We start from the raw sequence: 20,837 nt of genomic DNA, 5'->3' as shown, positions 1-20,837 counted from the left end.
TTTTAAGCGACCTGTTTTAAGGTCTTTACAGTTTGTGTTCTATAGGTTTTTAAAGAAAATTAAGCTGTGTAAAATGTATTAGTATGTTTCTGATTTTTCTATTCAGTTTTTGTTTTCATAAGTGACTGTAATTAATTGCTTAATTTTTAGTCAACCTATTTCAGGAAAATTCACTCTTTATATGGTTTAAAATGCAGTTGGTTTTTGACAATTCACTGGCTTAATTAAAGAGTAGTATTAAAAGATAATCTCTGTTAATTACAGGTGGTTATTAAATTTTTAAGCCAAATTCTAAGTCAGTCCAAAATTCACTGTAAAAATTCTTTGACTCCATCAGTTTTTCATGACTTCCAAAGTCAGCTATAATTCCGTTCTCCAAAACATAAATACGGTCTGCTATTTTTGGTAAGGAATGTAGTCTATGAGAAATAAAAATTATTGTTAATTCCGATTTCAACTTATTTAATAAGTTTAAAACAAACTTTTCTGTTTTTCTGTCCATTGCAGAAGTAAACTCATCTAATAGTAATAATTGAGGTTTTTTATATAAAACACGCATTAAAGCAATAATTTGTTTTTGTCCACCGGATAAATTAATACCTTCTTCTCCTAAGATTGTTGCAAATCCTTGTGGTAAGCTAGTTACAAATTCTGTAAAGCCATATTGTTGACAAAAACTCTCAATATTCTCTGGTGTATCTTCTTTTCCTAATAAGATGTTGGTTATTACATTACCACTAAATATAGTTATGTCTTGTGGAATGACACCTATTATATCTCTCCAGTCTTCAGTACTAACTTGAGTTAATTTAAACTGATTGTTAATTAATATTTTTCCATTTTCAAAAGGATAGAATTTTTGTAATACTTGACCAAGCGTGCTTTTTCCGCTACCGCTTTCTCCTACTATTGCTATACACTCATTTTTATTTGCAGTTATATTAATGTTTTCGAAAAGTTGTTTTCTTCCAGCAAAACGGAACGAAAGATTTTTAATTTCTAATGAATTAAATATTGTTAATGGAATATTTCCTTTATTTTCAGCATCTATTGATGCAAACTCGTACATTCTATTAAAAGCAACTTTTGCTTCGTTAATTGGAATTGTAATTAATGCCAAACTTGCAACCGATGGTAATAAAGAACCTGCAATACCTAAAATAGCCATTAATTCTCCTAATTGCATGTTTTTATGATATACTTGCAAAGCCGTATATATTAAAATTCCGATTAAAAATAAGATGCTAAAAATACCAGAAAACACAGAAAGGCGAACATTTATTTTGCCAAGATTAAATACTTTATTTTGGTAATTACCATAAATAAGTTGATTGTTTTTTTGAAATAAAGATTGTTTGTTATTATTTTTAATTGTTTCAATGCCTTGCATAGATGTTATGTAATTACTTTCATTAAGTGCATAACCTTGCATCATTTCTTTTTGTGCAGTTATGATTTTTTTGTTGAAACTATAAATTAATAAAAAGTAAAAAGGTAAACTAATAGAAGCTATTAATCCAATTTGCCACGAATAATAAAATAAAAACCCTAAAGATGTAATGGTTACTAAAGCATTTATTGCCAGGTTTCCTATAATTTGACTTATTACCCTTTGCACACGTTGCGTGTCATTTAATCTTGCAACTAATTCTCCTATTTTTCGAGTATCAAAAAATGGCTTTGGTAAATGTAATAAAGAAGTGTAAAAACGGTCTATAATTCTGTTATTAAAGTCTTTAGATTGTGTGATTAGTAAAAAGTCTCTTAAAGCTGTAAATAATACCCTTATTAACAATAAAAAGGCAACTAAAATAATACCTGTAATTAGTTTGTTAAAATCTTTTGAAGGTAAAATATCATCTATAAGTTTTTGAGAAAATATAGACATTGCCATACCTAAAATAGCAATACCTAAACCTAATAGAATACTAAAATTGATTAGTTTTAAATCCTTTTTAACTATTTTTAAAAACCATTCTTTTTTGTTTTTATCTTGCGATTTCGACTTTACAAAACTGCCGTTAGGTTGTAATGTTAAACAAGATTTAGATTTCCAAATAACTTCTAATTCTTCTTTTGTTAAATAAATAATCCCTTTAGCGGGGTCTCCAATTATAAATTTATTGTTTTTGTAACCATAACAAATAACATAGTGTTGCAAACGTTCTTCGATTACAACGTGTAGTATTAGTGGTTCTTTATGGTCTATTATAGCTTGTATGTCTGCTTCGTTACCTTGTGCTGTAAAACCTAATTGATTTGATGCTTGGTATAAACCTAATAGGGTTGTACCTTGTTTAGTTGTGCCACTTATTTCACGTAATTTCTCTAAAGAATTACTACCTTCATAATATTGAATGATTGATAATAAACAGGCAACTCCACAATCTGACTGGTCTTGCTGTAGTACGAAAGTTTTTTCTAGGTCTTTTTGAGATAATTTTACTGTTTTAGTCATTTTGTTTTAATGCTCTTAAAATGCCATTAGCATTTAGTTGACCGTTTTGTTTTTTGATAAGTTGGTTATTTTTATTGTAAATTAAAATGTATGGAATAGATTGAGCATTAAATTGAGTAGCAAAATGGCTAGAGTTATCATATAAAAAGGTAATATTAGTTTTGTTAGTTAACTTGTATTTTTCTGAAAACTGTTTTATTGTAATGACATTTTCTGTTGAGACAAAAACAAATTGAGTAGTTTTAAATTTATTTAAGTTATCGCTTATGCTTTTGGCTTCGTGTTGACAAAAATCACACTCGCTGTTGAAGTAAATAAAAACTGTATTTAGGTTTGGTTTTAGGTTTGCATTTGTAAAAGGAATACTGTATAATGACTGCAATTCAAACTGTGGTATCATTTGTATTTGTTTAGCGATTTCATTTTTTTGCTTTGTCTTAATAATAATATTGTAGCTTAGACAGCCTATTAAGCAGGTTATAGTAATGATTACTAAAAGAAGTATTTTCTTTTTTCTCATAATTAACTCATGTTTAAGTTTAAGAACATAACGCCGACAACCCAAATTAATAACGCTACTCCATAACTGCTAGCTACAATGGCCATGCCTTTATGGGTATTCTCATTAAGTTCTTTGCCAATTAAATATGCTAAAATAAACCAATAGGCTAATTCAAATAAATTAAGCGTTTGAAACGGATAAATAAACCAAGGTTGCAAACCTTCATAACCTATAATATTTAAAGCTGACAATGGATAGAAGTATTGTAAATCTTCTAAATTATAGTCGGTTTGAAAGAAATAAAACCACGCAGTTTTTAATAGGATAACTAATAAAAAAATAAATTCTGCTTTTAAAACAATGTTAAAGAGTTTTTTGTACTTGGTTTCTCTGCCAAAAAAGAAATAGCCCACGTCTAGAATAGCGGCTATAATAGAAGTCTTGATAAGTAAAATTATAGGTATTAGAATAAAATTTAACCACTTAAAACCAGCGTTTAATTCCAAAACATTCTGAATTTGCTGATTAGTTAAAACTTCCCTAAGAGAATTTAAAACCAATTTATCAATAACTAATATTTCCTTAGATAAGTAACTAAATAATATTGTTAGAATTGTTAATAAACTAAGCAAGAGGTAATTATTTAGTTTAGTCATTTTTTTTTAGTTTTGTACAAAATAAAAACAGTTATCAGGTTTGTCAAAAGAATTAATAATGCTACATTGTTTTTGGTCACAAAGAATAGGCTCACAGTAAAAAGACTAAGGGCAATACTTATTATTAATAATATATTTTTCATTCATAAAGTTTTTATAAAAGGTATAATCCTATATGATTATACCTTTTATTTAATTATAAGTTCTTAATGACAAGCTTCTCCTTCTACGTACATCGATCCAATGAAATTTGCACCAGCTAATAGTGCAAGACCTAGACCTCCTGATGCGATTGTTATAAATGCAAAAACCCCAAAGGTTAAAACGACTGAGGCTTTCGAGGCAGCGCAGTGTAAATCACCACCTTGCACTGTTTCCATTTGATTTAATTCTAATGTTTTCATAAAAAAATAATTTTAAGTTATGCCATTCAATTTATAATTAAGTTTAAGAATTTGTGAATGGCGTTTTCAACTTCTTAAACGTTTTGCGTAATATTATTTTTAGTTTTTAATTAGTTTGGAGCAAATTAATGTTAATAATATTGAAGTTTATTTGGTGAAATATAGATAATATAAATGTTTGTTCAAGATGGCATAGATATGTTACCCATTTTATTGTTTTTTTTAATTAATGTTTTAAGGTAAGATTGTAATATTGATTAATATACATGTGCTTATGGTGTTTTTTATAGTCTGAGTGGTTGTTTAGAAGCGTATTATATCGTTTTATTGTTAGTTTGAATACTATATAATTATTAGGCTTTAATTTAAGATGTTGACTATTATATGATATCAAAAAATATTAAGATCTAGGATTAATCTAAATATTTGGTAGGGGATCAAACTAAACTAATAAGTCTCTTGCTGGCTTTTATCAAAATAAAACGACAAAAAAAAAGCATCGCCAGGGCGATGCTTTTTTAATTATTTGATTTGATGTTGTTTACGCTTTTTTAACGTCTGCACAACATGCTTTTTTACAATCTTTAGCACATGCCATTTTTTCGGCAGCTGTCTTGTTTGCACATTTTAATTTGCACGCTGCAGTTTTTGCAGCACAGTCAGCACAATCTTTTTTAGTACAGTCTTCTTTACACTTCATTGTGCATTCTTTTTTAGCAGGTGTAAATGCATCTACTGTATGCATGTCTTTTACTTTGTAAGAATCTGCTACGCTTGTTACTGTAGTTTCTAAAGCGGCTGGTGTTACAATAGCTTCGTCATATTCTACCATAGCTAATTCGCGATCAAAATCTACAGTTGCAGATTTTACACCTTCCATTTTAGCCATTTTTTTCTCGATAGTTTTTGCACAACCCATGGCGCAAGTCATTCCTTCAATTTTAAATTCGGCTTTAGCCAATTTAGCATTAGGGTTTATAGCTTTTTTTGCTGCTACTTTTGTTGTGCTTGCAGCTGCTGGTGCTGTCTTTACTTCTGGATTAGCATCGTTTTTACAACTAACTGCAAATACGCTTACTAACACTAGTACTAGTATGTGTTTAAATATTTTCATTTTGTATTGTATTTATTTATAATAATATAGATACAAAACTACTAATTTATATGCTTTATTGCCTTTAAAAATCGATTTTTGTACACTAAAACAATGCTATGCAGAGTAACAATTCTAAAAAATGGGTGTATTTACTGGTTTTGTCCTTGATTTGGGGTACCTCTTTTATTTTAATTAAAAAGGCGCTTTTAGGTTTAAGTGCTTATCAGTTAGGTGCTTTACGGACATTAATTACGGGTTTGTTTTTGTTTGCAGTAGGTTATAAAAAGATAAAAACCATTAAAAAAGAGCATTGGAAATGGGTCGCGATATCCGGTGTTTTTGGATCGTTTATTCCTGCTTTTTTCTTTGCTATTGCTGAAACCGAAATTGATAGTGCTGTAGTATCTGTTTTGAATAGTTTAGTGCCATTAAATACGGTTTTGCTTGGTGCTGCTGTGTTTAAAATAGCAAGTAGTACTAGACAGGTTATTGGCGTGATAATTGGTTTTATTGGAACGTCTATTTTGATTTTGGAAGGTGCGGATTTAAATCCGAATCAAAATTATTTGTATGCTGGTTTTGTAATTGCATCAACAGTAATGTATGCGGTTAATGTAAATATTATTAAGCGGTATTTACAAGAAGTGAAACCTTTGGCGATAGCGGTTGGTAATTACGTGGTTATTTTTATTCCTGCATTATTAGTACTGATTTTTACTGATTTTTTTAATCTTAATAATTTTGATATCCCAGTTTTTAATAAAGCAATTGGTTACGTGGTTATCCTTGCTTTTTTCGGGACGGCTTTGGCTAAGGTGTTATTTAATACATTGGTGCAAATGTCTACACCTGTTTTTGCATCTTCAGTAACGTATATTATGCCTATTGTAGCTTTAGCTTGGGGTTTGTTGGATGGCGAAACGTTTAGTTGGACGCAAGGTGTGGGCACGCTTATTATTTTAATTGGAGTGTATTTAGCTAACAGAAAGACAAAAAAAATCCGAAGCGTTTAAGCTTCGGATTGTTAATTTATATGTAATGTATATTAGTTAAAATCTGCATCTGTAACACCTTCGTTTACTTTTACATTTTTAATATTCATAGACATTGTTTGTGGTCCAGCCATGATAGTCTGTGCGTAAGGAAATTTAACTCCGTTTACTTCAGAATAGTTATCATACTTTACTGTTGTTGTCATTTCTTTACCTTGAGCCTCAGTTGTGCTTTCTTCTTGAACTAACAAGTTTGTTGCAACATCATAATAACGGTAAGACGCATCGTCTCCTTTGACTACTTTTACTTTATAGCTATCTGCACCATCAATATCTACAATACTTACTAATGTTACATTAGCCATATCGTATTTAGTTTCAGGGAACATTCCAGCTTCAGCTTTTTTGTCTGATACTTCAGTTTCTGATAAAGGCATTTTTTGACCTTGTTGCTCTCTGTAACCTTCAGTACCGTTCCATTTAGACTTCATCATTACCATACCTTGCATAGCAACTTCCATAGACTCTTTATTGTCTTTAGTTTTCTTTAACTCTACAGTTAATGGTGGAGCACCTTGGATAACAAAATCACCGTCCATTTTTACAGAATTTACCATGTTGATATTGTTAGTACCTCCAATTGCTGTAATGTAGTTGTCTAATACCGTTTTAGCAGTAACACCTGCAGGTATTGGCTTAGAAAATTCTGGCTTTGCAACTGGGTTAGCGTATTTGTCGTAATAGTTAATCGGGATTCCGGTTTTTTCTAATCCAGAGATTACTTCGCTTCCTTTTCCAACAATAATTATTCTAGCATTTTCTGGCTTGAAATATTTATTAGCTACACGTTGTACATCTTCTACAGTAACTGCGTTTATTTTAGATAAATACGTTTTGTAAAAATCGCTAGGTAATTTGTTTAATTTTATTCTTAAAGCATATCTAGCTATTGTTTGAGGGCTTTCTAAAGCTAAAACAAAATCTCCAACGTACTTAGCTTTTGCATTTGCTAAAGCTTCTGCAGTTACTGGTTCGTTTTTAATTCTTTTAATTTCTTTTAAAGTTTCAATTACAGTACTGTCTGTAACCATGTTTCTAACCGCTGTACTAGCAGAAAATCTAGAGGCACCATAACGTGATGTTCCAATACTAGAACGTGCACCGTATGTCCAACCGTTAGCTTCACGTAAGTTCATGTTTAGGTAACTGTTAAATCCACCACCTAAAATTTTGTTTGCAATTAATACCGCATGGTAATCAGGGTCATTCATTTCTAACACAACATTGTTAGTTAAAGCAACGTTTGATTGTACCGCATTTGGCATATCCACAAAGTCAATTTGTGTGTTTGCAACATTAGGACTTGGTGTTATTAAGTTTGTAGAAAAGTCAATTCCCTTATCCCATTTTTTGAAATATTTTTTAACTTGTTTTTCAACTGTTTTAAAATCTACATCACCAACAATTACTAAATATGCATTGTTTGGGTTGAAATATTTTTGGTAAAAAGCACGAACATTATTTAGGTCAATGTTGTTTACTGTTTCTTCAGAGATAAATTCCCCGTAAGGGTGTTTTACACCGTAAGATAAAGCACTACCAACACGTCCAGCGACAGCATCTACACTTTTTTCGCTGTTTTTTAAACCTTCTAAAACACGTTCTTTTTCTTTTTCAAATTCTTCACCATTAAATAAAGGATTTATAGCAGCATCTGCCATTAACTCTAAAATACGATCAGAGTATTTTGAAAGACCGCTTGCAAAAGCACCGTCAGAGCTAAAGTTAAGTCTAGCACCTAAAAAGTCTATTTCTTCGTTAAAAGCATCTTTAGCAATAGAGGTTGTTCCATTACCTAACATAGCGCCTAACATTGCAGATGTACCAGCTTTGTCACCTTCTGTAATAGGTTGGTTGTCTATTGTTAAAGAGTAAGATACTCTTGGTAATTTATGGTTTTCTACTATTAATACTTTAAGACCATTTTTTAATTCAAATTCTCCAGGTATTTCCAATGTAATTGCTGGAGCTGGACCTGGTTTTGGTTGTTTAGATCTGTCAATTTGGGCTGATGCCGAAATTGATATAAACAATACCGCTAATAAGGCTGTTATTTTTGTTTTCATATCTATTAAAATTTCTTTTTATTTTTCGTCTTTTTTAGGTAAGTACTCTAAAACAACACGTTGGTTTGGGTTTAAATACTTTTTAGCAACTGCTTGAATGTCTTCTCTTGTTGCATTTCTGTATATATTAATTTCAGAATTAATTAAATCTGTATTTTTATATAACATGTAGTTTGTTGCTAATGACGCCGCAATACCTTGTACACTTGAGTTTGAATTAACAAATTGGTTTTCAAATTTGTTTTGAAGTTTTTCAAAATCTTTTTCAGAAATTAATTCAGTTTGAAGCTTTACAACTTCTTCATCCATTTCTGCAAGTAATGCTTCTAAAGATGTTTCGCCTAATGGTAAACCATAAATAGCATAAATACTGTAATCTTGTTGTGGTATGTTAATAGCACCTGCTTGTAATGCCATTTTTTTATCGTCTACTAGTTTTTTGTAAAGTTTAGAAGATTTACCATCACTTAAATAGGTAGAGATCATGTTTAAGATATAAGAGTCACGCTCTGCAAAACCTGGAGTTCTGTATCCTGTAATAATAGCAGGTATTTGTATGTTTGGATCGTAAAAAGTAGCTTCTAAAGCTTCAGTAATAGGATCTTCTTTTTGAAAATTTCTTACTGGTACTTCTCCGCCAGGAATCTCTTCAAAATAAAGTTTAGCTAATCGTGTTGCTTCTGCAACATCAATATCTCCAGCAATAACTAAAGCAGCATTGCTTGGTGTGTACCATTTTTTGAAATAAGCTTTAAACTCTTCTAAAGTAGAATCGTCTAAATCAGACATTTCTCCAATATTTTTATTCTTGTAAGGGTGTTTTGAAAATAAATTATCGCTTACAGCAAATAAAAACTGACCGTAAGGAGAGTTGTCATAACGTAATCTTTTTTCTTCTTTTACAACCTCATTTTGTGTGTCTACACCAACTTGGTCAATAACAGGGTGAAGCATACGCTCTGACTCCATCCAAAGCCCAAGCTCTAAATTGTTTGATGGAAAAACTTCGTAGTAATACGTTCTGTCTAAAGAGGTGTTGGCATTGTTGCTTCCTCCGTTAGAAGATACAATTTTAAACCATTCGCCACGGTCTATGTTTTGAGTCCCTTCAAATAAAAGATGCTCGAAAAAATGGGCAAAACCTGTTCTTAGACCTGTTTCTGGTGTTCCTCCTAAATCTTTACCACCAACGTCATACATAACGCCTACAGTTACTACCGGAGCAGAGTTGTCTTGATGTAAAATAACGTGTAAACCGTTATCTAAATCAAGCTCTTCGTACTTAACTTCTTGTGCGGTAGCAGTAAAACCAGCTAAAAGCAAAGCAGCTAATGAGAATAAACTTTTTTTCATGTTTTGATTGTTTAATTTATCAGTTTAAGTATTAGTATACCATTGTAAGTTTTTGTTACAACAATTATTACAAAAATAGCAATAGAAAGTAGTTTTTGATAGCTAAAGTGCTAAAAATTAACATCAAATTATAAAAATTTTGTTTTGTTTTCACGAAATTTATAAGGATTATTAACCAATAAAATTTATATAATATGAAAAATGTCACACTTCCAATACGATTTGGAATAGTTATAAGTGCCTCTCTAATTGCTTACTTTTTATTTTTAGCATTGTTTAATTTACATACCAATCCTATTTTTAGTTTGGGTAATGGATTAATTACTGCTTTTGGTATTTATGAAGTTATTAAGTACTATAAAATAAAAGTAGGCAAGCAGTTTACATACGCTAATGGTTTTAAACAGGGGTTAATTGCAGGGTTTGTTGGTGCTTTAATTTTTTCAGCTTTTTTCTTGCTGTACGCAACAGAAGTAAACCCTTTATTTTTAGCTCAATTATTAGAGGTTTTTGAAGGACAATATAATGTAGGTGCTGGTATGGTAACTTTTGTAGTTGCAATAATGGGCTTTAGCACAACAGTAGTATTGACTTTGACGTTTATGCAATTGTTTAAAGATAGCCGAAATACGCCAAATGCAGAAGGTAAAAGAGATGGAGAAATTACTTTAAAGAAGGTATCCTAAACTATTAATTTTATGTATTTTAGTCTGTTGAAAGTAGTATAGATTAAAAATATTACTAGTAAGTACACAAAACGTTTGTATATTAATTAATTAGAAGTATATTTGCATCCGTTTTCTCAGGAAAATGAGATTATTTTATATAAATTAATTAATAAAAACGTTACGCTATGTACGCAATTGTAGAGATAGCAGGGCATCAATTTAAAGTTGAAAAAGACCAAAAAGTTTTTGTTAACCGTTTAGCAACAGAAGAAGGAGAAGCAGTGTCTTTTGACAATGTCCTTTTAATTGCAGATGGTTCTAACATAACTGTAGGCGCCCCAGCTATAGGCGGAGCACAAGTAAGTGCAAAAGTCTTAAAGCACCTTCAAGGTGATAAAGTTATTGTTTTCAAGAAGAAAAGAAGAAAAGGTTACCGTAAGAAAAACGGACACAGACAAGCCTTAACTGAAATTGTTATTGAAAGTATAGTAGCTTCAGGAGCTAAGCCAACAGCGAAAGCTGAAAAAGCTGCTCCGAAAAAAGAAACTAAAGAAGTAGAAGCTAAAGCTGCACCTAAGAAGGCTGCTAAAGCAACTGGAAAAGCTGACGACTTGAAAAAAGTTGAAGGTATTGGACCAAAAATCGCTGAGACGTTAGTAGCAGCAGGAATCGCTTCTTTTGCTGAATTAGCTAAAACTGATGCAGCTAAAATTTCTGAAATCATTTCAGGTGTACGTGGTAATCACGTAACTGATACTTGGCCAGCACAAGCACAATTAGCTGCTGATGGTAAGTGGGATGAGTTAAAGAAATGGCAAGACGAATTAGATGGTGGTAAAGCGTAATTGCTAAATCACTTTAAGTATAACAATTTAAAAACTTAAGATCATGGCTCACAAAAAAGGGGTTGGTAGTTCGAAGAATGGTAGAGAATCAGAATCAAAACGTTTAGGCGTTAAGATATTTGGTGGACAAGCTGCTATTGCTGGAAACATTATCATAAGACAACGTGGTAATACACATCACGCAGGTGAAAATGTATACCAAGGAAAAGATCATACTTTACATGCTAGAGTAGATGGTTTAGTAAAATTTACAAAGAAAAGAGACAACAGGTCTTACGTTTCTATTGAGCCTTTTTTAGCTTAATAATTTTACATCCTAAAATAATAAAAACCCTTTCCAATTGGAAAGGGTTTTTTTTGTGCCCATTATTTAAGAATATCATTTATAATTTTTAAATGATGTGTTGTGTGCATAATTAAAAAACGTGGAACTCTCTTAGTGTTAACATTTCCAAATATCGGGTGTTTAAAGTGTGCGTTTTTGTCTAAGCTACCAATTGACTCAATATTAGCTTGGGCTTCGTTTATTTGAGCTATAAGGTCCTTTTTAAGGATAATTTCTGGTGGTTTTACATGTTTTGGAGCTTTTGCTTTTCCTCTTGGAAAAAACCCTAATGTAAAAAACACCTTGCCTAACAGACTAAAATTATTAGAGTAAGTATTGGGGTCCGATGTTTTTAATGCGGTACTCACATTATTTATAACTTTAAGACTATGGTCTATATGCCAAGCTACGTTCTCTTTTGAGATTTTTGTATTAGTAGTATCTTGATTTTGAATGTGAGATTCTAATGTGTCAAGCACTGTGGTTAGCTTTTCTAAGGTCATAATTTTTATGTTTATGCTAGGTAAGTTACAATTTATAGGTTAGAAATTAAATTCCAAATTTAGAAATAAACAGCGTTGTTTGGTTGGTGATAAGATTCTATTGGTTTTATACTAATAAAAAGTTCCAGAAATAAAAAAAATCCCAAACCGTGAGGTTTGGGATTTTTATATTATAATTAAAAATGCTTTGCTTTCGCGAAGATTTGTAATTAGTATCTGTAATGCTCAGGCTTGTATGGTCCTTCAACAGTAACACCAATATATTCTGCTTGGTATGGTGCTAATTCTGTTAATTCTACACCAATCTTTTCTAGGTGTAATTTAGCTACTTTTTCATCTAATTGCTTTGGTAACATATATACATCATTTTTGTATGCTGCACTATTTTTCCAAAGTTCGATTTGAGCTAATGTTTGGTTAGTAAATGAATTACTCATTACAAAACTAGGGTGTCCAGTTGCACAACCTAAGTTTACTAAACGTCCTTCAGCTAAAAGAATAATGTCTTTTCCGTTGATAGTATATTTGTCAACTTGTGGCTTGATTGTATCTTTAGTATCACCATGCTTTTCGTTTAACCATCCTACTTGGATTTCGTTATCAAAGTGACCAATGTTTGCTACAATAACTTTGTCCTTCATTGCCTCAAAATGCTCAGCACGTACTATATCTTTGTTTCCTGTAGTAGTAATTACTATATCACTGTTACCAACAACTGTTTCTAATTTTTTAACTTCAAAACCGTCCATTGCAGCTTGTAGTGCACAAATTGGATCAATTTCAGTTACTGTTACAATACTACCAGCACCTTTAAAAGAGGCAGCAGTACCTTTACCAACATCACCATAACCACAAACAGTTACACGTTTACCAGCTAACATAATATCTGTTGCACGACGTATAGCATCTACAGCAGATTCTTTACATCCGTATTTGTTGTCAAATTTAGATTTAGTTACAGAGTCGTTTACGTTAATAGCTGGCATTGTTAATGTACCATTTTTAACACGCTCATATAATCTATGTACTCCTGTTGTAGTTTCTTCAGATAAACCTTTAATTCCTGCAGATAACTCAGGGTATCTATCTAATACCATATTAGTTAAATCTCCTCCATCATCCAAAATCATGTTTAATGGCTTACGGTCTTCACCAAAGAACAAAGTTTGTTCTATACACCAGTCAAACTCTTCTTCTGTCATATCTTTCCAAGCATACACAGCCGTACCTGCATCTGCAATTGCAGCAGCAGCTTGATCTTGTGTAGAGAAAATGTTACAAGAACTCCAAGTAACTTCAGCTCCTAAAGCTTGTAAAGTTTCAATTAAAACTGCCGTTTGAATAGTCATGTGTAAACATCCAGCAATACGTGCTCCTTTTAAAGGCTGCTCGTTTTTGTATTCTTCACGTAAACTCATTAAACCTGGCATCTCTGCTTCAGCTAAAATAATTTCTTTTCTTCCCCAAGCCGCAAGCGACATGTCCTTTACCTTGTTTGGTACGTAAGCAACGTTTTTTGTACTCATATTATTTATCTCTTTTTTTTATAAATGAAACACCTTTGGGTAATACTGCTTAAAATTGTTAAATTCGCTTAACAAAAAAGCGTAACTCGCCTTAGGCGATGCAAAGATAACTAATAGATTTTAGAATATTAAATGCCTCTATATAAAACCATTACTCCTAACTCACAAACTACTGTTAAAATCTGGAAGATTGAGGAGTCTTATGACCAATTAATCAGTGGTTTAGACTTGAAACCTGAAAGTATGACGCGTGTTTTAAGTATGAAAAGTCAACTGCATCAGCGTGGCTTTTTAAGTGTCCGTCATCTATTGAAAGCATTTGGTTATACAGATCAAGATCTGTTTTATGATACTAATGGAAAACCGCATTTAAAAGACGGAAAACAAATCTCAATAACACATAGTTTTACGTTTTCTGGGGTGATTATAAGTGATAGTAAGGTAGGGATTGATATTGAGCGCCAACGTGATAAAATTAAAGTTATCGCTAAAAAGTTTATTACTTATGAGTTTGATTATCTAAATAAAGAGGCTTCAGATTATATTAATAAACTAACTGTAATTTGGGGTATCAAAGAATCGCTTTATAAATTGTTTGCCACGCCGGGCATGTTATTTAGAGAGCACTTTTTAGTAATACCTTTTACTATGGCAGATTCTGAGACTATTTGTTGGATAGATTACAAAGGGTTGAAAAAACGCTATACTGCCAATTACTTGGAATTTGAGGGATTCACTTGTGCATTTGTAATAGAATAATGAGTGTTTACAACGACATACTTTCCGCAGCAGCGAAACAAGAAAAATTATTAGCAATTTTAATAGATCCGGATAAATTTGAAATTAATCTAATTTCTGAATTTGCTTACAAAATTAATCAATCCATTATCACTCATGTTTTTGTGGGTGGAAGCACAGTAGAAGTGGAGGTAACGCAAAAATTGGTGTCAGCTTTAAAACCACTAACTAAATTACCCATTGTGCTATTTCCTGGAGATGTCACGCAAATTTCTAAAGATGCTGATGCAATTTTGTTTTTGTCATTAATATCGGGACGAAATCCTAAGTACTTAATCGAAAAACAAATTGAAGCAGTATCCATTTTAAAAAACACCAATCTAGAAGTGATACCAACAGGTTATATTTTAATTGAAAATGGAAAAGAAACTGCGGTACAAAAAGTAACTCAAACCCAACCAATACCATCTGCTTTGCACAGTTTAGTTGCAGACACAGCTAAAGCGGGCGAGTTATTGGGTAAAAAGCTTATTTATTTAGAAGCTGGTAGTGGTGCTTTACATCCCGTGCCTTTACAAATGATTAAATTTGTGAAGCAAGATTTAACGATACCTCTAATTGTTGGTGGCGGAATAAGAAGTAAACAACAACTAGAAGAAGCTTATAAGGCAGGTGCGGATCTAGTGGTCATAGGGACCGCTTTTGAAGAAAACATAGATTTTTTTAACCATATTAGATTGTAAAAATGAATATCTCAGTAGACTTAACCTTGTCACCATTAAGTGATGATTTTGAACAACATGTTATCGATTTTATAAAAGCATTGCGAGCGTCAAAATTTACCGTATTAGAAAATCCTTTAAGTACTCAGATTTTTGGTGAATTTGACCAGTTGATGCCTTTTTTAAATGAAAAAATTAAAGCTTCTTTTGAAAATCAAGACATTTGTGTGCTAACAATAAAAGTGGTAAAAACAGATAGAAGCGAGTATGAACCACATTTTTAATTTTCTTTTTGGACAGTATTTAGAATACGAAACAGCAGATGTTGTTTTAGAGATTATTGCAGTCATTTTTGGCTTTTTGTCTGTTTGGTGTTCTAAACAAAATAAAATTTGGGTATTTCCAACGGGTATGATAAGTACCGTAATTTTTGTCTATTTATTATTTAAATGGCAATTGTTGGGGGATATGATGATAAACGCCTATTATTTTTTAATGAGTGTTTATGGATGGTATATTTGGACAAGGAAGGTAGATGATAGTCACGTGACACCAATTTCTAGAACAACACCTAAAGAGAAAAAAACGAGTCTTTTTATATTTATAGGAACCTTGTTTTTTGTTTACTTTGTATACCAATGGTTTGATAAATGGACTAGTTGGGTAGCTTACGTGGATACAATAACAACTGCAATCTTTTTTGTAGGTATGTGGTTAATGGCTAAACGTAAAATTGAAAATTGGATGTTTTGGATAATAGGAGATGTTATCTCAGTGCCTTTATATTTTTATAAAGGATTTACCTTTACTTCCTTTCAGTATTTAGGATTTACAATCATTGCCTTTTATGGCTATATAGCATGGAAAAAGTACTTACACAGCAACCCGCAAACTGTATAAAAATTGTGCTGTTTGGTCCAGAATCAACGGGTAAAACAACATTGTCGCAACAATTAGCACGCCATTACCACTCGGTTTGGGTGCCAGAGTATGCAAGAGGTTATTTGCAAAACAAATGGAATAACGAGCGTAAAACTTGCGAGCCTAAAGATTTATTGCCAATCGCAATCGGGCAAATGGCATTAGAGAATAATTTGGCTCAAAAAACAGACTCTGTTTTAATCTGCGATACAGATTTATTGGAAACTAAAGTGTATTCTGAAGCGTATTACTCTGGGATCTGTGATCCTACACTTGAGAAATATGCTTTAAAAAATATATATGATTTATACTTTTTAACGTATATTGATACCCCTTGGGAGGCAGATGACTTACGTGATAAGCCCGAAGAGCGAGAAGCTATGTTTAAAGCGTTTGAATCGGCATTAATAAAACATAAAAAACCTTATGTGTTATTAAAAGGAGATAAAAAAACGAGATTAGAGTTAGCTATAAAACATATAGATTTATTATTAGCAAAACATAACAATGCAGTTTAATAAAACAGACTTACAGTTTATTCACCAAAAAGGGCTAACACAAAAAAAAGTAGAGCAACAATTAAATCTACTTAAAGCGGGGTTGCCTTTTATTAATTTAGAAAGAGCAGCAACTATAGATGATGGCATACTCCAGTTTTCTTACGACAAGGCATCTCAATTAATTAGTCATTACGATTCAAGAAAAGACGATTTAAAAGTTGTAAAATTTGTGCCTGCTTCTGGTGCAGCAACTAGAATGTTTAAGTTTTTGTTTGAGTTTTTAAAAGACTATAAGCCCAAAAAGCAAAGTATAAATGCATACATCAATAAAAATAAGGCGTCAGAATTATCCTTGTTTTTTATTGGTTTAGAGAAATTACCGTTTTACAAATTGGTAATTCAATATTTAGAAGACAATAATAAAATAGATAAAAAATCTAGTAATGATCAGAAATTATACGCTTTTATAAAAGCAGTAATGGAAGCCGATCAATTGTGTTTTAGTGATTTCCCTAAAGGGTTACTGCCGTTTCATAACTATAAAAAACACCTTGCAAGTGCTTTTGAAGAACATTTATTTGAAGCAGCGTTGTACGCTTCTGTAAAAGGTAAAGCAGCACTTCATTTTACAATTTCTGAGAAACATAAGGATAAATTTCATGAAGAATTTGAGAGAATACAGGAAATTGTAGAGGAAAAAACAAAGACTAAATTTGATGTGTCATTTTCATATCAAAAAGAGTCTACAGATACTATTGCTGTTACTTTAAAAAATGAAATTGTACGTGAAGAAAACGATGAGTTGTATTTTAGACCTTCAGGACATGGTGCATTACTTGAAAATTTAAACGAATTTGATGCAGATATAATATTTGTAAAAAATATTGATAATGTTGTTGTTCATGAATATGAACTTGAAGTTGCTAAGTCTAAAAAGATGCTAGCAGGTTTGCTGATTGAAGTAAGAGAACAAGCATTTAAATACGCTAAAGCTTTAGACGAGAAAGAATTGTCTGATAATGATATTGTTGAGATTGCAGAGTTTTTAATCTCAAAAATGAATGTTGTTATTTCTTCTGAGTTTGAGAAATATTCTAAGCAATATCAAATAGAATACTTAAAAAGTAAGCTAGACAGACCGATTCGTATTTGTGGAATGGTTCAAAATGAAGGAGAACCAGGAGGAGGTCCGTTTTGGGTAAAGGATGAGGGTGCTAACTTGTCATTACAAATTGTGGAGTCCGCTCAAATTAATAAAAAAGAAAAATCTCAAAAAAACATTCTTAAAAAAGCGACACATTTTAACCCTGTTGATTTAGTTTGTAGTATTAAAAATTATAAAGGAGAAGTTTATGATTTACAAAAATTTGTTGATCAGCAAACAGCTTTTATTACCATGAAAACTAAGGTAGGTAAGGATATTAAGGCTCTTGAATTACCTGGGCTTTGGAATGGAAGTATGTCTAATTGGAATACTATTTTTGTGGAAGTGCCATTAGTGACTTTTAACCCAGTAAAAACGGTAAACGATTTATTAAAACCGACACACCAAGTCACTTAAGATGTTAGATAAAGTTTCTTTAGAAAAAGAGTTTAAATTAAAAGCTATCCGTAGCTCAGGAAGTGGTGGTCAACACGTAAATAAAGTTGCGACAAAAATAGAACTTAGTTTTTTTGTAAGTCTATCAATTGTATTAACTGAGGAACAAAAAGAATTGATTTTAGTTAACCTATCTAAGAGGTTAACTAAAGAGCAAGTCTTGATATTGCAGTGTGGAGAAAGTCGTAGCCAGTTAAAAAATAAAGGTATTGCAATAAAACGTGCTTTTTCCATTCTGGAAGGCGCATTACATGTCGATGCCAAGCGTAAACCAACTAAAATTCCGAGAGCGGTTATCCGAAAACGTCTGAAAAATAAGAAATATAATTCTGATCTGAAAAATAGTCGTAGAAAGCCAAGCTTAGATTAAAGATTATTGATATTCGCTTAATTGTGTAATTGCAATATTAATATTTGCAATTTTTTGTAGATTTTAAAAAAAAGTTAGATTGCTATTTCATAAATCAAAATTCTAATCTACCTTTGCAGCGTTCTCATAAAAGGGGTGCCTATATCGGCTGAGATCATACCCATTGAACCTAGAACAGGTAATGCTGTTTAGGAATTTGAAACACATTTTATTGTGTTACTAAGTGATACTTAGATAGTCTAAGTGTTGCAAAAACTAATTAATAACAATTAAGAATAATCACCTCTTTTTATTCGATTATCATTTTAATCGTAATGAAAAATTTATTTCTTTTTTTAACACTTTTAGTGTTATCGGCCAGTGCTTACGGGCAAGACCAAAAAACAGTTACCTTAGACTCAACAAAAATTACCAAACTAGACGAAGTCTTAATTCAATCTATTCGGGTAGAGGCAGATTCGCCAATTACACACTCTAATGTTACAAAAGCAGATTTAGAAAAACGTAATTTAGGTCAGGATATACCTATTCTTTTAAATTATTTACCATCTGTTGTAACTACAAGTGATGCCGGAGCAGGAGTTGGATATACTGGAATCCGTGTTCGTGGTGTAAGTGCGCAATCAACAAATATTACTATTAATGGTATTCCGTATAATGATTCAGAAAGTCTAGGAACATTTTGGGTTAATTTAGGAGACTTTTCTTCTTCAGTAGAAAGTTTACAGCTACAACGTGGTGTTGGTACATCTACAAATGGATCAGGTGCTTTTGGAGCGAGTATTAATGTGCTTACAGATGCAGTTGCAAAGGAAGCTAAGGGAGAAGTTTCTAATAGCTTTGGAAGCTATAATACCAGAAAGCATACCGTAAAATATAGTACAGGGTTATTAAATGACCATGTAGAGATTTCAGGTAGATTATCTCAAATTAATTCTGATGGTTATATTGATAGAGCGACGTCAGATTTAAAATCGTACTTCCTTCAGGGTACTTATGTGGATGATAATACACTTATTAAAGCGGTTACTTTTGGTGGTAAAGAAGTTACCTATCAAGCTTGGAATGGTATAGATATAGACAAACTTAAAGAGGATAGAACATTTAATCCTTCAGGAGAATATCAAGATCAAGATGGTATTACACGTTATTATGATAACGAAGTAGACAATTACACACAAGATCATTACCAATTGCATTGGAATCAAAAATTTAATAATAATTGGTCTACTAATTTAGGTTTAAATTACACTTACGGACGTGGGTATTTTGAACAATATAAAGAAGACGAAGATTTTGATACTTACGGTTTTGAGCCAATCACTTTAGGGAACCAAACCATCAACGAGACTGATGTAATTAGAAGACGTTGGTTAGATAATAATTTTTATGTTTTAAATGCTAGTGTTAATTACAAAGATGACAACTTAAATTTAAGTTCGGGTGTGTTTTACAGTTCTTACCATGGTGAGCATTTTGGAGAAGTAATCTGGTCTCAATACGCAAGTAATAGCCAGATTAGAGATCGTTATTATGAGGGTGATGGTGATAAATATGATTTTAGTGCGTTTGCAAAAGCCACGTACCAATTAAATAATAAGTTAAGCCTGTTTGGAGATTTGCAATTTAGAAGTGTAAATTATGATACTAGCGGTATTAGTTCTGACTTAGTATTATTTGAAATAGATAAAACCTATAATTTCTTCAACCCTAAAGCAGGATTATCTTATAATTTAAACCCTAGTAATAACTTTTATTTCTCTTATGCACGAGCAAATAGAGAAGCGAGTAGAAGTGATTTTGAAAGTAATCCAGATATTAAACCAGAGCAATTAAATGATTTTGAACTAGGATGGAGATACAAAAGTAAAAACTTAATTTTTAATGCGAATGCTTACTACATGTTGTATAATGAGCAATTGGTGCTAACAGGAGCAATTGATGATGTAGGATCGTTTATCAGAGATAATTCTGGAAAAAGCTCACGTTTAGGAATCGAGTTGGAAGCAGTAGTAAAATTAAGTAATCAATTTTCTATTCAGCCTAACGTAACGTTTAGCTCAAATAAAAACGACGAAACGATTATAAATAGAGATGGTGGACTTGTAAATTTAGGAAAGACTAATATTTCTTTTTCACCGGATGTAGTGGCTTCAAATGCATTTGTATTTCAACCAATGGATAATCTGCAGTTTTCACTTTTAAGTAAGTTTGTGGGAGAACAATTTATGGGTAACACAGATTCTGATACCTCAAAATTAGACAGCTATTTTGTTAACGATTTTAATGTAACCTACGAGATTAAGACAAATAAAATTTTTAAATCTATCCTGTTCTCAGGACTAGTAAATAATATTTTTGGAGAAAAGTATGTGTCTAATGGATATTACTATACCTACGACGATACATGGTCTAATCCAAATACAACAACAACTATAGAGGGTGCTGGATATTATCCACAAGCAACGACTAATTTCTTAGTTGGTGCAACGTTAAAATTTTAATCACTAATTTTTAAGTAAACCAGTAAAA

At 31.8% G+C, this 20,837-nt stretch carries 21 protein-coding genes; 12 read left to right on the top strand and 9 right to left on the bottom strand.

The window, feature by feature from the left end:
- Nucleotides 1-271: 271 nt before the first annotated feature.
- The 5 genes from ACZ2G2_RS04535 to ACZ2G2_RS04515 form a co-directional block, all read right to left on the bottom strand.
- Complete coding sequence (locus ACZ2G2_RS04535; RefSeq protein ID WP_470394211.1) at nucleotides 272-2,458, bottom strand: peptidase domain-containing ABC transporter; 2,187 nt, start codon at nucleotides 2,456-2,458, stop codon at nucleotides 272-274.
- Nucleotides 2,451-2,978, bottom strand: a complete 528-nt coding sequence (locus ACZ2G2_RS04530) for a peroxiredoxin family protein (RefSeq protein WP_470394209.1) — start codon at nucleotides 2,976-2,978, stop codon at nucleotides 2,451-2,453. The genes ACZ2G2_RS04535 and ACZ2G2_RS04530 overlap by 8 nt, the downstream gene beginning before the upstream one ends.
- Nucleotides 2,979-2,980: 2 nt before the next feature.
- The gene (locus tag ACZ2G2_RS04525) at nucleotides 2,981-3,616 is read right to left on the bottom strand and encodes a hypothetical protein (protein WP_470394208.1); all 636 of its coding nucleotides are present in this window, start codon (nucleotides 3,614-3,616) and stop codon (nucleotides 2,981-2,983) included.
- 206 nt (nucleotides 3,617-3,822) lie between these two features.
- Entirely contained in the window at nucleotides 3,823-4,020 is a 198-nt protein-coding gene (locus tag ACZ2G2_RS04520) for a hypothetical protein (protein ID WP_470394206.1), read from the bottom strand.
- 541 nt (nucleotides 4,021-4,561) lie between these two features.
- A complete protein-coding gene (locus ACZ2G2_RS04515; protein WP_470394204.1) occupies nucleotides 4,562-5,134 on the bottom strand; it encodes a cation transporter in 573 nt (190 codons plus the stop codon).
- Nucleotides 5,135-5,232: 98 nt separating this feature from the next.
- On the opposite strand from ACZ2G2_RS04515, the gene ACZ2G2_RS04510 reads away from it, so the two are divergent.
- Nucleotides 5,233-6,129 carry a DMT family transporter gene (locus ACZ2G2_RS04510; RefSeq protein WP_470394202.1) on the top strand — a complete coding sequence of 299 codons (897 nt, stop codon included), beginning with the start codon at nucleotides 5,233-5,235 and terminating at the stop codon, nucleotides 6,127-6,129.
- A 32-nt stretch (nucleotides 6,130-6,161) separates the two neighbouring features.
- Here ACZ2G2_RS04510 and ACZ2G2_RS04505 read toward each other — a convergent pair whose 3' ends face one another.
- Both ACZ2G2_RS04505 and ACZ2G2_RS04500 read right to left on the bottom strand, forming a co-directional pair.
- Nucleotides 6,162-8,234 carry a M16 family metallopeptidase gene (locus tag ACZ2G2_RS04505; RefSeq protein WP_470394200.1) on the bottom strand — a complete coding sequence of 691 codons (2,073 nt, stop codon included), beginning with the start codon at nucleotides 8,232-8,234 and terminating at the stop codon, nucleotides 6,162-6,164.
- 18 nt (nucleotides 8,235-8,252) lie between these two features.
- Complete coding sequence (locus tag ACZ2G2_RS04500; protein ID WP_101204205.1) at nucleotides 8,253-9,587, bottom strand: M16 family metallopeptidase; 1,335 nt, start codon at nucleotides 9,585-9,587, stop codon at nucleotides 8,253-8,255.
- A gap of 194 nt (nucleotides 9,588-9,781) precedes the next feature.
- On the opposite strand from ACZ2G2_RS04500, the gene ACZ2G2_RS04495 reads away from it, so the two are divergent.
- The 3 genes from ACZ2G2_RS04495 (at nucleotide 9,782) to rpmA (ending at nucleotide 11,404) form a co-directional block, all read left to right on the top strand.
- Nucleotides 9,782-10,273, top strand: a complete 492-nt coding sequence (locus tag ACZ2G2_RS04495; RefSeq protein ID WP_470394199.1) for a DUF4199 domain-containing protein — start codon at nucleotides 9,782-9,784, stop codon at nucleotides 10,271-10,273.
- A gap of 167 nt (nucleotides 10,274-10,440) precedes the next feature.
- Nucleotides 10,441-11,100: a 50S ribosomal protein L21 gene (gene rplU, locus ACZ2G2_RS04490; RefSeq protein WP_470394197.1), complete on the top strand. Its 660-nt coding sequence runs from the start codon at nucleotides 10,441-10,443 to the stop codon at nucleotides 11,098-11,100.
- A 43-nt stretch (nucleotides 11,101-11,143) separates the two neighbouring features.
- Entirely contained in the window at nucleotides 11,144-11,404 is a 261-nt protein-coding gene (gene rpmA / locus ACZ2G2_RS04485) for a 50S ribosomal protein L27 (protein WP_470394195.1), read from the top strand.
- A gap of 62 nt (nucleotides 11,405-11,466) precedes the next feature.
- Here rpmA and ACZ2G2_RS04480 read toward each other — a convergent pair whose 3' ends face one another.
- Complete coding sequence (locus tag ACZ2G2_RS04480; RefSeq protein WP_470394193.1) at nucleotides 11,467-11,928, bottom strand: DUF1569 domain-containing protein; 462 nt, start codon at nucleotides 11,926-11,928, stop codon at nucleotides 11,467-11,469.
- 209 nt (nucleotides 11,929-12,137) lie between these two features.
- The gene (ahcY, locus tag ACZ2G2_RS04475) at nucleotides 12,138-13,454 is read right to left on the bottom strand and encodes an adenosylhomocysteinase (RefSeq protein ID WP_470394191.1); all 1,317 of its coding nucleotides are present in this window, start codon (nucleotides 13,452-13,454) and stop codon (nucleotides 12,138-12,140) included.
- 132 nt (nucleotides 13,455-13,586) lie between these two features.
- Here ahcY and ACZ2G2_RS04470 point away from each other — a divergent pair, with 132 nt between their 5' ends.
- The 8 genes from ACZ2G2_RS04470 to ACZ2G2_RS04435 all read left to right on the top strand — a co-directional run bounded on the left by ACZ2G2_RS04470 (nucleotide 13,587) and on the right by ACZ2G2_RS04435 (nucleotide 20,809).
- Nucleotides 13,587-14,213, top strand: coding sequence for a 4'-phosphopantetheinyl transferase family protein (locus ACZ2G2_RS04470; protein WP_470394189.1), 627 nt, complete (start codon nucleotides 13,587-13,589; stop codon nucleotides 14,211-14,213).
- Nucleotides 14,210-14,935: a phosphoglycerol geranylgeranyltransferase gene (locus ACZ2G2_RS04465; RefSeq protein WP_470394897.1), complete on the top strand. Its 726-nt coding sequence runs from the start codon at nucleotides 14,210-14,212 to the stop codon at nucleotides 14,933-14,935. The genes ACZ2G2_RS04470 and ACZ2G2_RS04465 overlap by 4 nt, the downstream gene beginning before the upstream one ends.
- A gap of 2 nt (nucleotides 14,936-14,937) precedes the next feature.
- Entirely contained in the window at nucleotides 14,938-15,198 is a 261-nt protein-coding gene (locus tag ACZ2G2_RS04460; RefSeq protein WP_101204202.1) for a thiamine-binding protein, read from the top strand.
- Nucleotides 15,182-15,814: a nicotinamide riboside transporter PnuC gene (gene pnuC, locus ACZ2G2_RS04455; protein WP_282069233.1), complete on the top strand. Its 633-nt coding sequence runs from the start codon at nucleotides 15,182-15,184 to the stop codon at nucleotides 15,812-15,814. Before ACZ2G2_RS04460 ends, pnuC begins: the two co-directional genes overlap by 17 nt.
- Nucleotides 15,775-16,353 (top strand): AAA family ATPase, encoded by a 579-nt coding sequence (locus ACZ2G2_RS04450; RefSeq protein ID WP_470394186.1) that lies wholly within the window; start codon nucleotides 15,775-15,777, stop codon nucleotides 16,351-16,353. Before pnuC ends, ACZ2G2_RS04450 begins: the two co-directional genes overlap by 40 nt.
- Nucleotides 16,343-17,896: a DUF4301 family protein gene (locus tag ACZ2G2_RS04445; RefSeq protein WP_470394185.1), complete on the top strand. Its 1,554-nt coding sequence runs from the start codon at nucleotides 16,343-16,345 to the stop codon at nucleotides 17,894-17,896. Before ACZ2G2_RS04450 ends, ACZ2G2_RS04445 begins: the two co-directional genes overlap by 11 nt.
- A 1-nt stretch (nucleotide 17,897) precedes the next feature.
- Complete coding sequence (arfB, locus tag ACZ2G2_RS04440) at nucleotides 17,898-18,305, top strand: alternative ribosome rescue aminoacyl-tRNA hydrolase ArfB (protein WP_470394183.1); 408 nt, start codon at nucleotides 17,898-17,900, stop codon at nucleotides 18,303-18,305.
- A gap of 314 nt (nucleotides 18,306-18,619) precedes the next feature.
- Nucleotides 18,620-20,809 (top strand): TonB-dependent receptor, encoded by a 2,190-nt coding sequence (locus ACZ2G2_RS04435; protein WP_470394182.1) that lies wholly within the window; start codon nucleotides 18,620-18,622, stop codon nucleotides 20,807-20,809.
- The last annotated feature ends 28 nt before the right edge of the window (nucleotides 20,810-20,837 follow it).

The sequence above is a fragment of the Olleya sp. KKT75 genome, assembly GCF_055635485.1.
The sequence above is the reverse complement of the archived record's forward strand: the minus strand, read 5'-3'. Positions and strand labels throughout refer to the sequence as shown.

Bases quoted from the DNA above. Each gene is read 5' to 3' on its own strand.
- ACZ2G2_RS04535 (WP_470394211.1), bottom strand. From the start codon at position 2,458: ATGACTAAAACAGTAAAATTATCTCAAAAAGACCTAGAAAAAACTTTC.
- ACZ2G2_RS04530 (WP_470394209.1), bottom strand. From the start codon at position 2,978: ATGAGAAAAAAGAAAATACTTCTTTTAGTAATCATTACTATAACCTGC.
- ACZ2G2_RS04525 (WP_470394208.1), bottom strand. From the start codon at position 3,616: ATGACTAAACTAAATAATTACCTCTTGCTTAGTTTATTAACAATTCTA.
- ACZ2G2_RS04520 (WP_470394206.1), bottom strand. From the start codon at position 4,020: ATGAAAACATTAGAATTAAATCAAATGGAAACAGTGCAAGGTGGTGAT.
- ACZ2G2_RS04515 (WP_470394204.1), bottom strand. From the start codon at position 5,134: ATGAAAATATTTAAACACATACTAGTACTAGTGTTAGTAAGCGTATTT.
- ACZ2G2_RS04510 (WP_470394202.1), top strand. From the start codon at position 5,233: ATGCAGAGTAACAATTCTAAAAAATGGGTGTATTTACTGGTTTTGTCC.
- ACZ2G2_RS04505 (WP_470394200.1), bottom strand. From the start codon at position 8,234: ATGAAAACAAAAATAACAGCCTTATTAGCGGTATTGTTTATATCAATT.
- ACZ2G2_RS04500 (WP_101204205.1), bottom strand. From the start codon at position 9,587: ATGAAAAAAAGTTTATTCTCATTAGCTGCTTTGCTTTTAGCTGGTTTT.
- ACZ2G2_RS04495 (WP_470394199.1), top strand. From the start codon at position 9,782: ATGAAAAATGTCACACTTCCAATACGATTTGGAATAGTTATAAGTGCC.
- rplU (WP_470394197.1), top strand. From the start codon at position 10,441: ATGTACGCAATTGTAGAGATAGCAGGGCATCAATTTAAAGTTGAAAAA.
- rpmA (WP_470394195.1), top strand. From the start codon at position 11,144: ATGGCTCACAAAAAAGGGGTTGGTAGTTCGAAGAATGGTAGAGAATCA.
- ACZ2G2_RS04480 (WP_470394193.1), bottom strand. From the start codon at position 11,928: ATGACCTTAGAAAAGCTAACCACAGTGCTTGACACATTAGAATCTCAC.
- ahcY (WP_470394191.1), bottom strand. From the start codon at position 13,454: ATGAGTACAAAAAACGTTGCTTACGTACCAAACAAGGTAAAGGACATG.
- ACZ2G2_RS04470 (WP_470394189.1), top strand. From the start codon at position 13,587: ATGCCTCTATATAAAACCATTACTCCTAACTCACAAACTACTGTTAAA.
- ACZ2G2_RS04460 (WP_101204202.1), top strand. From the start codon at position 14,938: ATGAATATCTCAGTAGACTTAACCTTGTCACCATTAAGTGATGATTTT.
- pnuC (WP_282069233.1), top strand. From the start codon at position 15,182: ATGAACCACATTTTTAATTTTCTTTTTGGACAGTATTTAGAATACGAA.
- ACZ2G2_RS04450 (WP_470394186.1), top strand. From the start codon at position 15,775: ATGGAAAAAGTACTTACACAGCAACCCGCAAACTGTATAAAAATTGTG.
- ACZ2G2_RS04445 (WP_470394185.1), top strand. From the start codon at position 16,343: ATGCAGTTTAATAAAACAGACTTACAGTTTATTCACCAAAAAGGGCTA.
- arfB (WP_470394183.1), top strand. From the start codon at position 17,898: ATGTTAGATAAAGTTTCTTTAGAAAAAGAGTTTAAATTAAAAGCTATC.
- ACZ2G2_RS04435 (WP_470394182.1), top strand. From the start codon at position 18,620: ATGAAAAATTTATTTCTTTTTTTAACACTTTTAGTGTTATCGGCCAGT.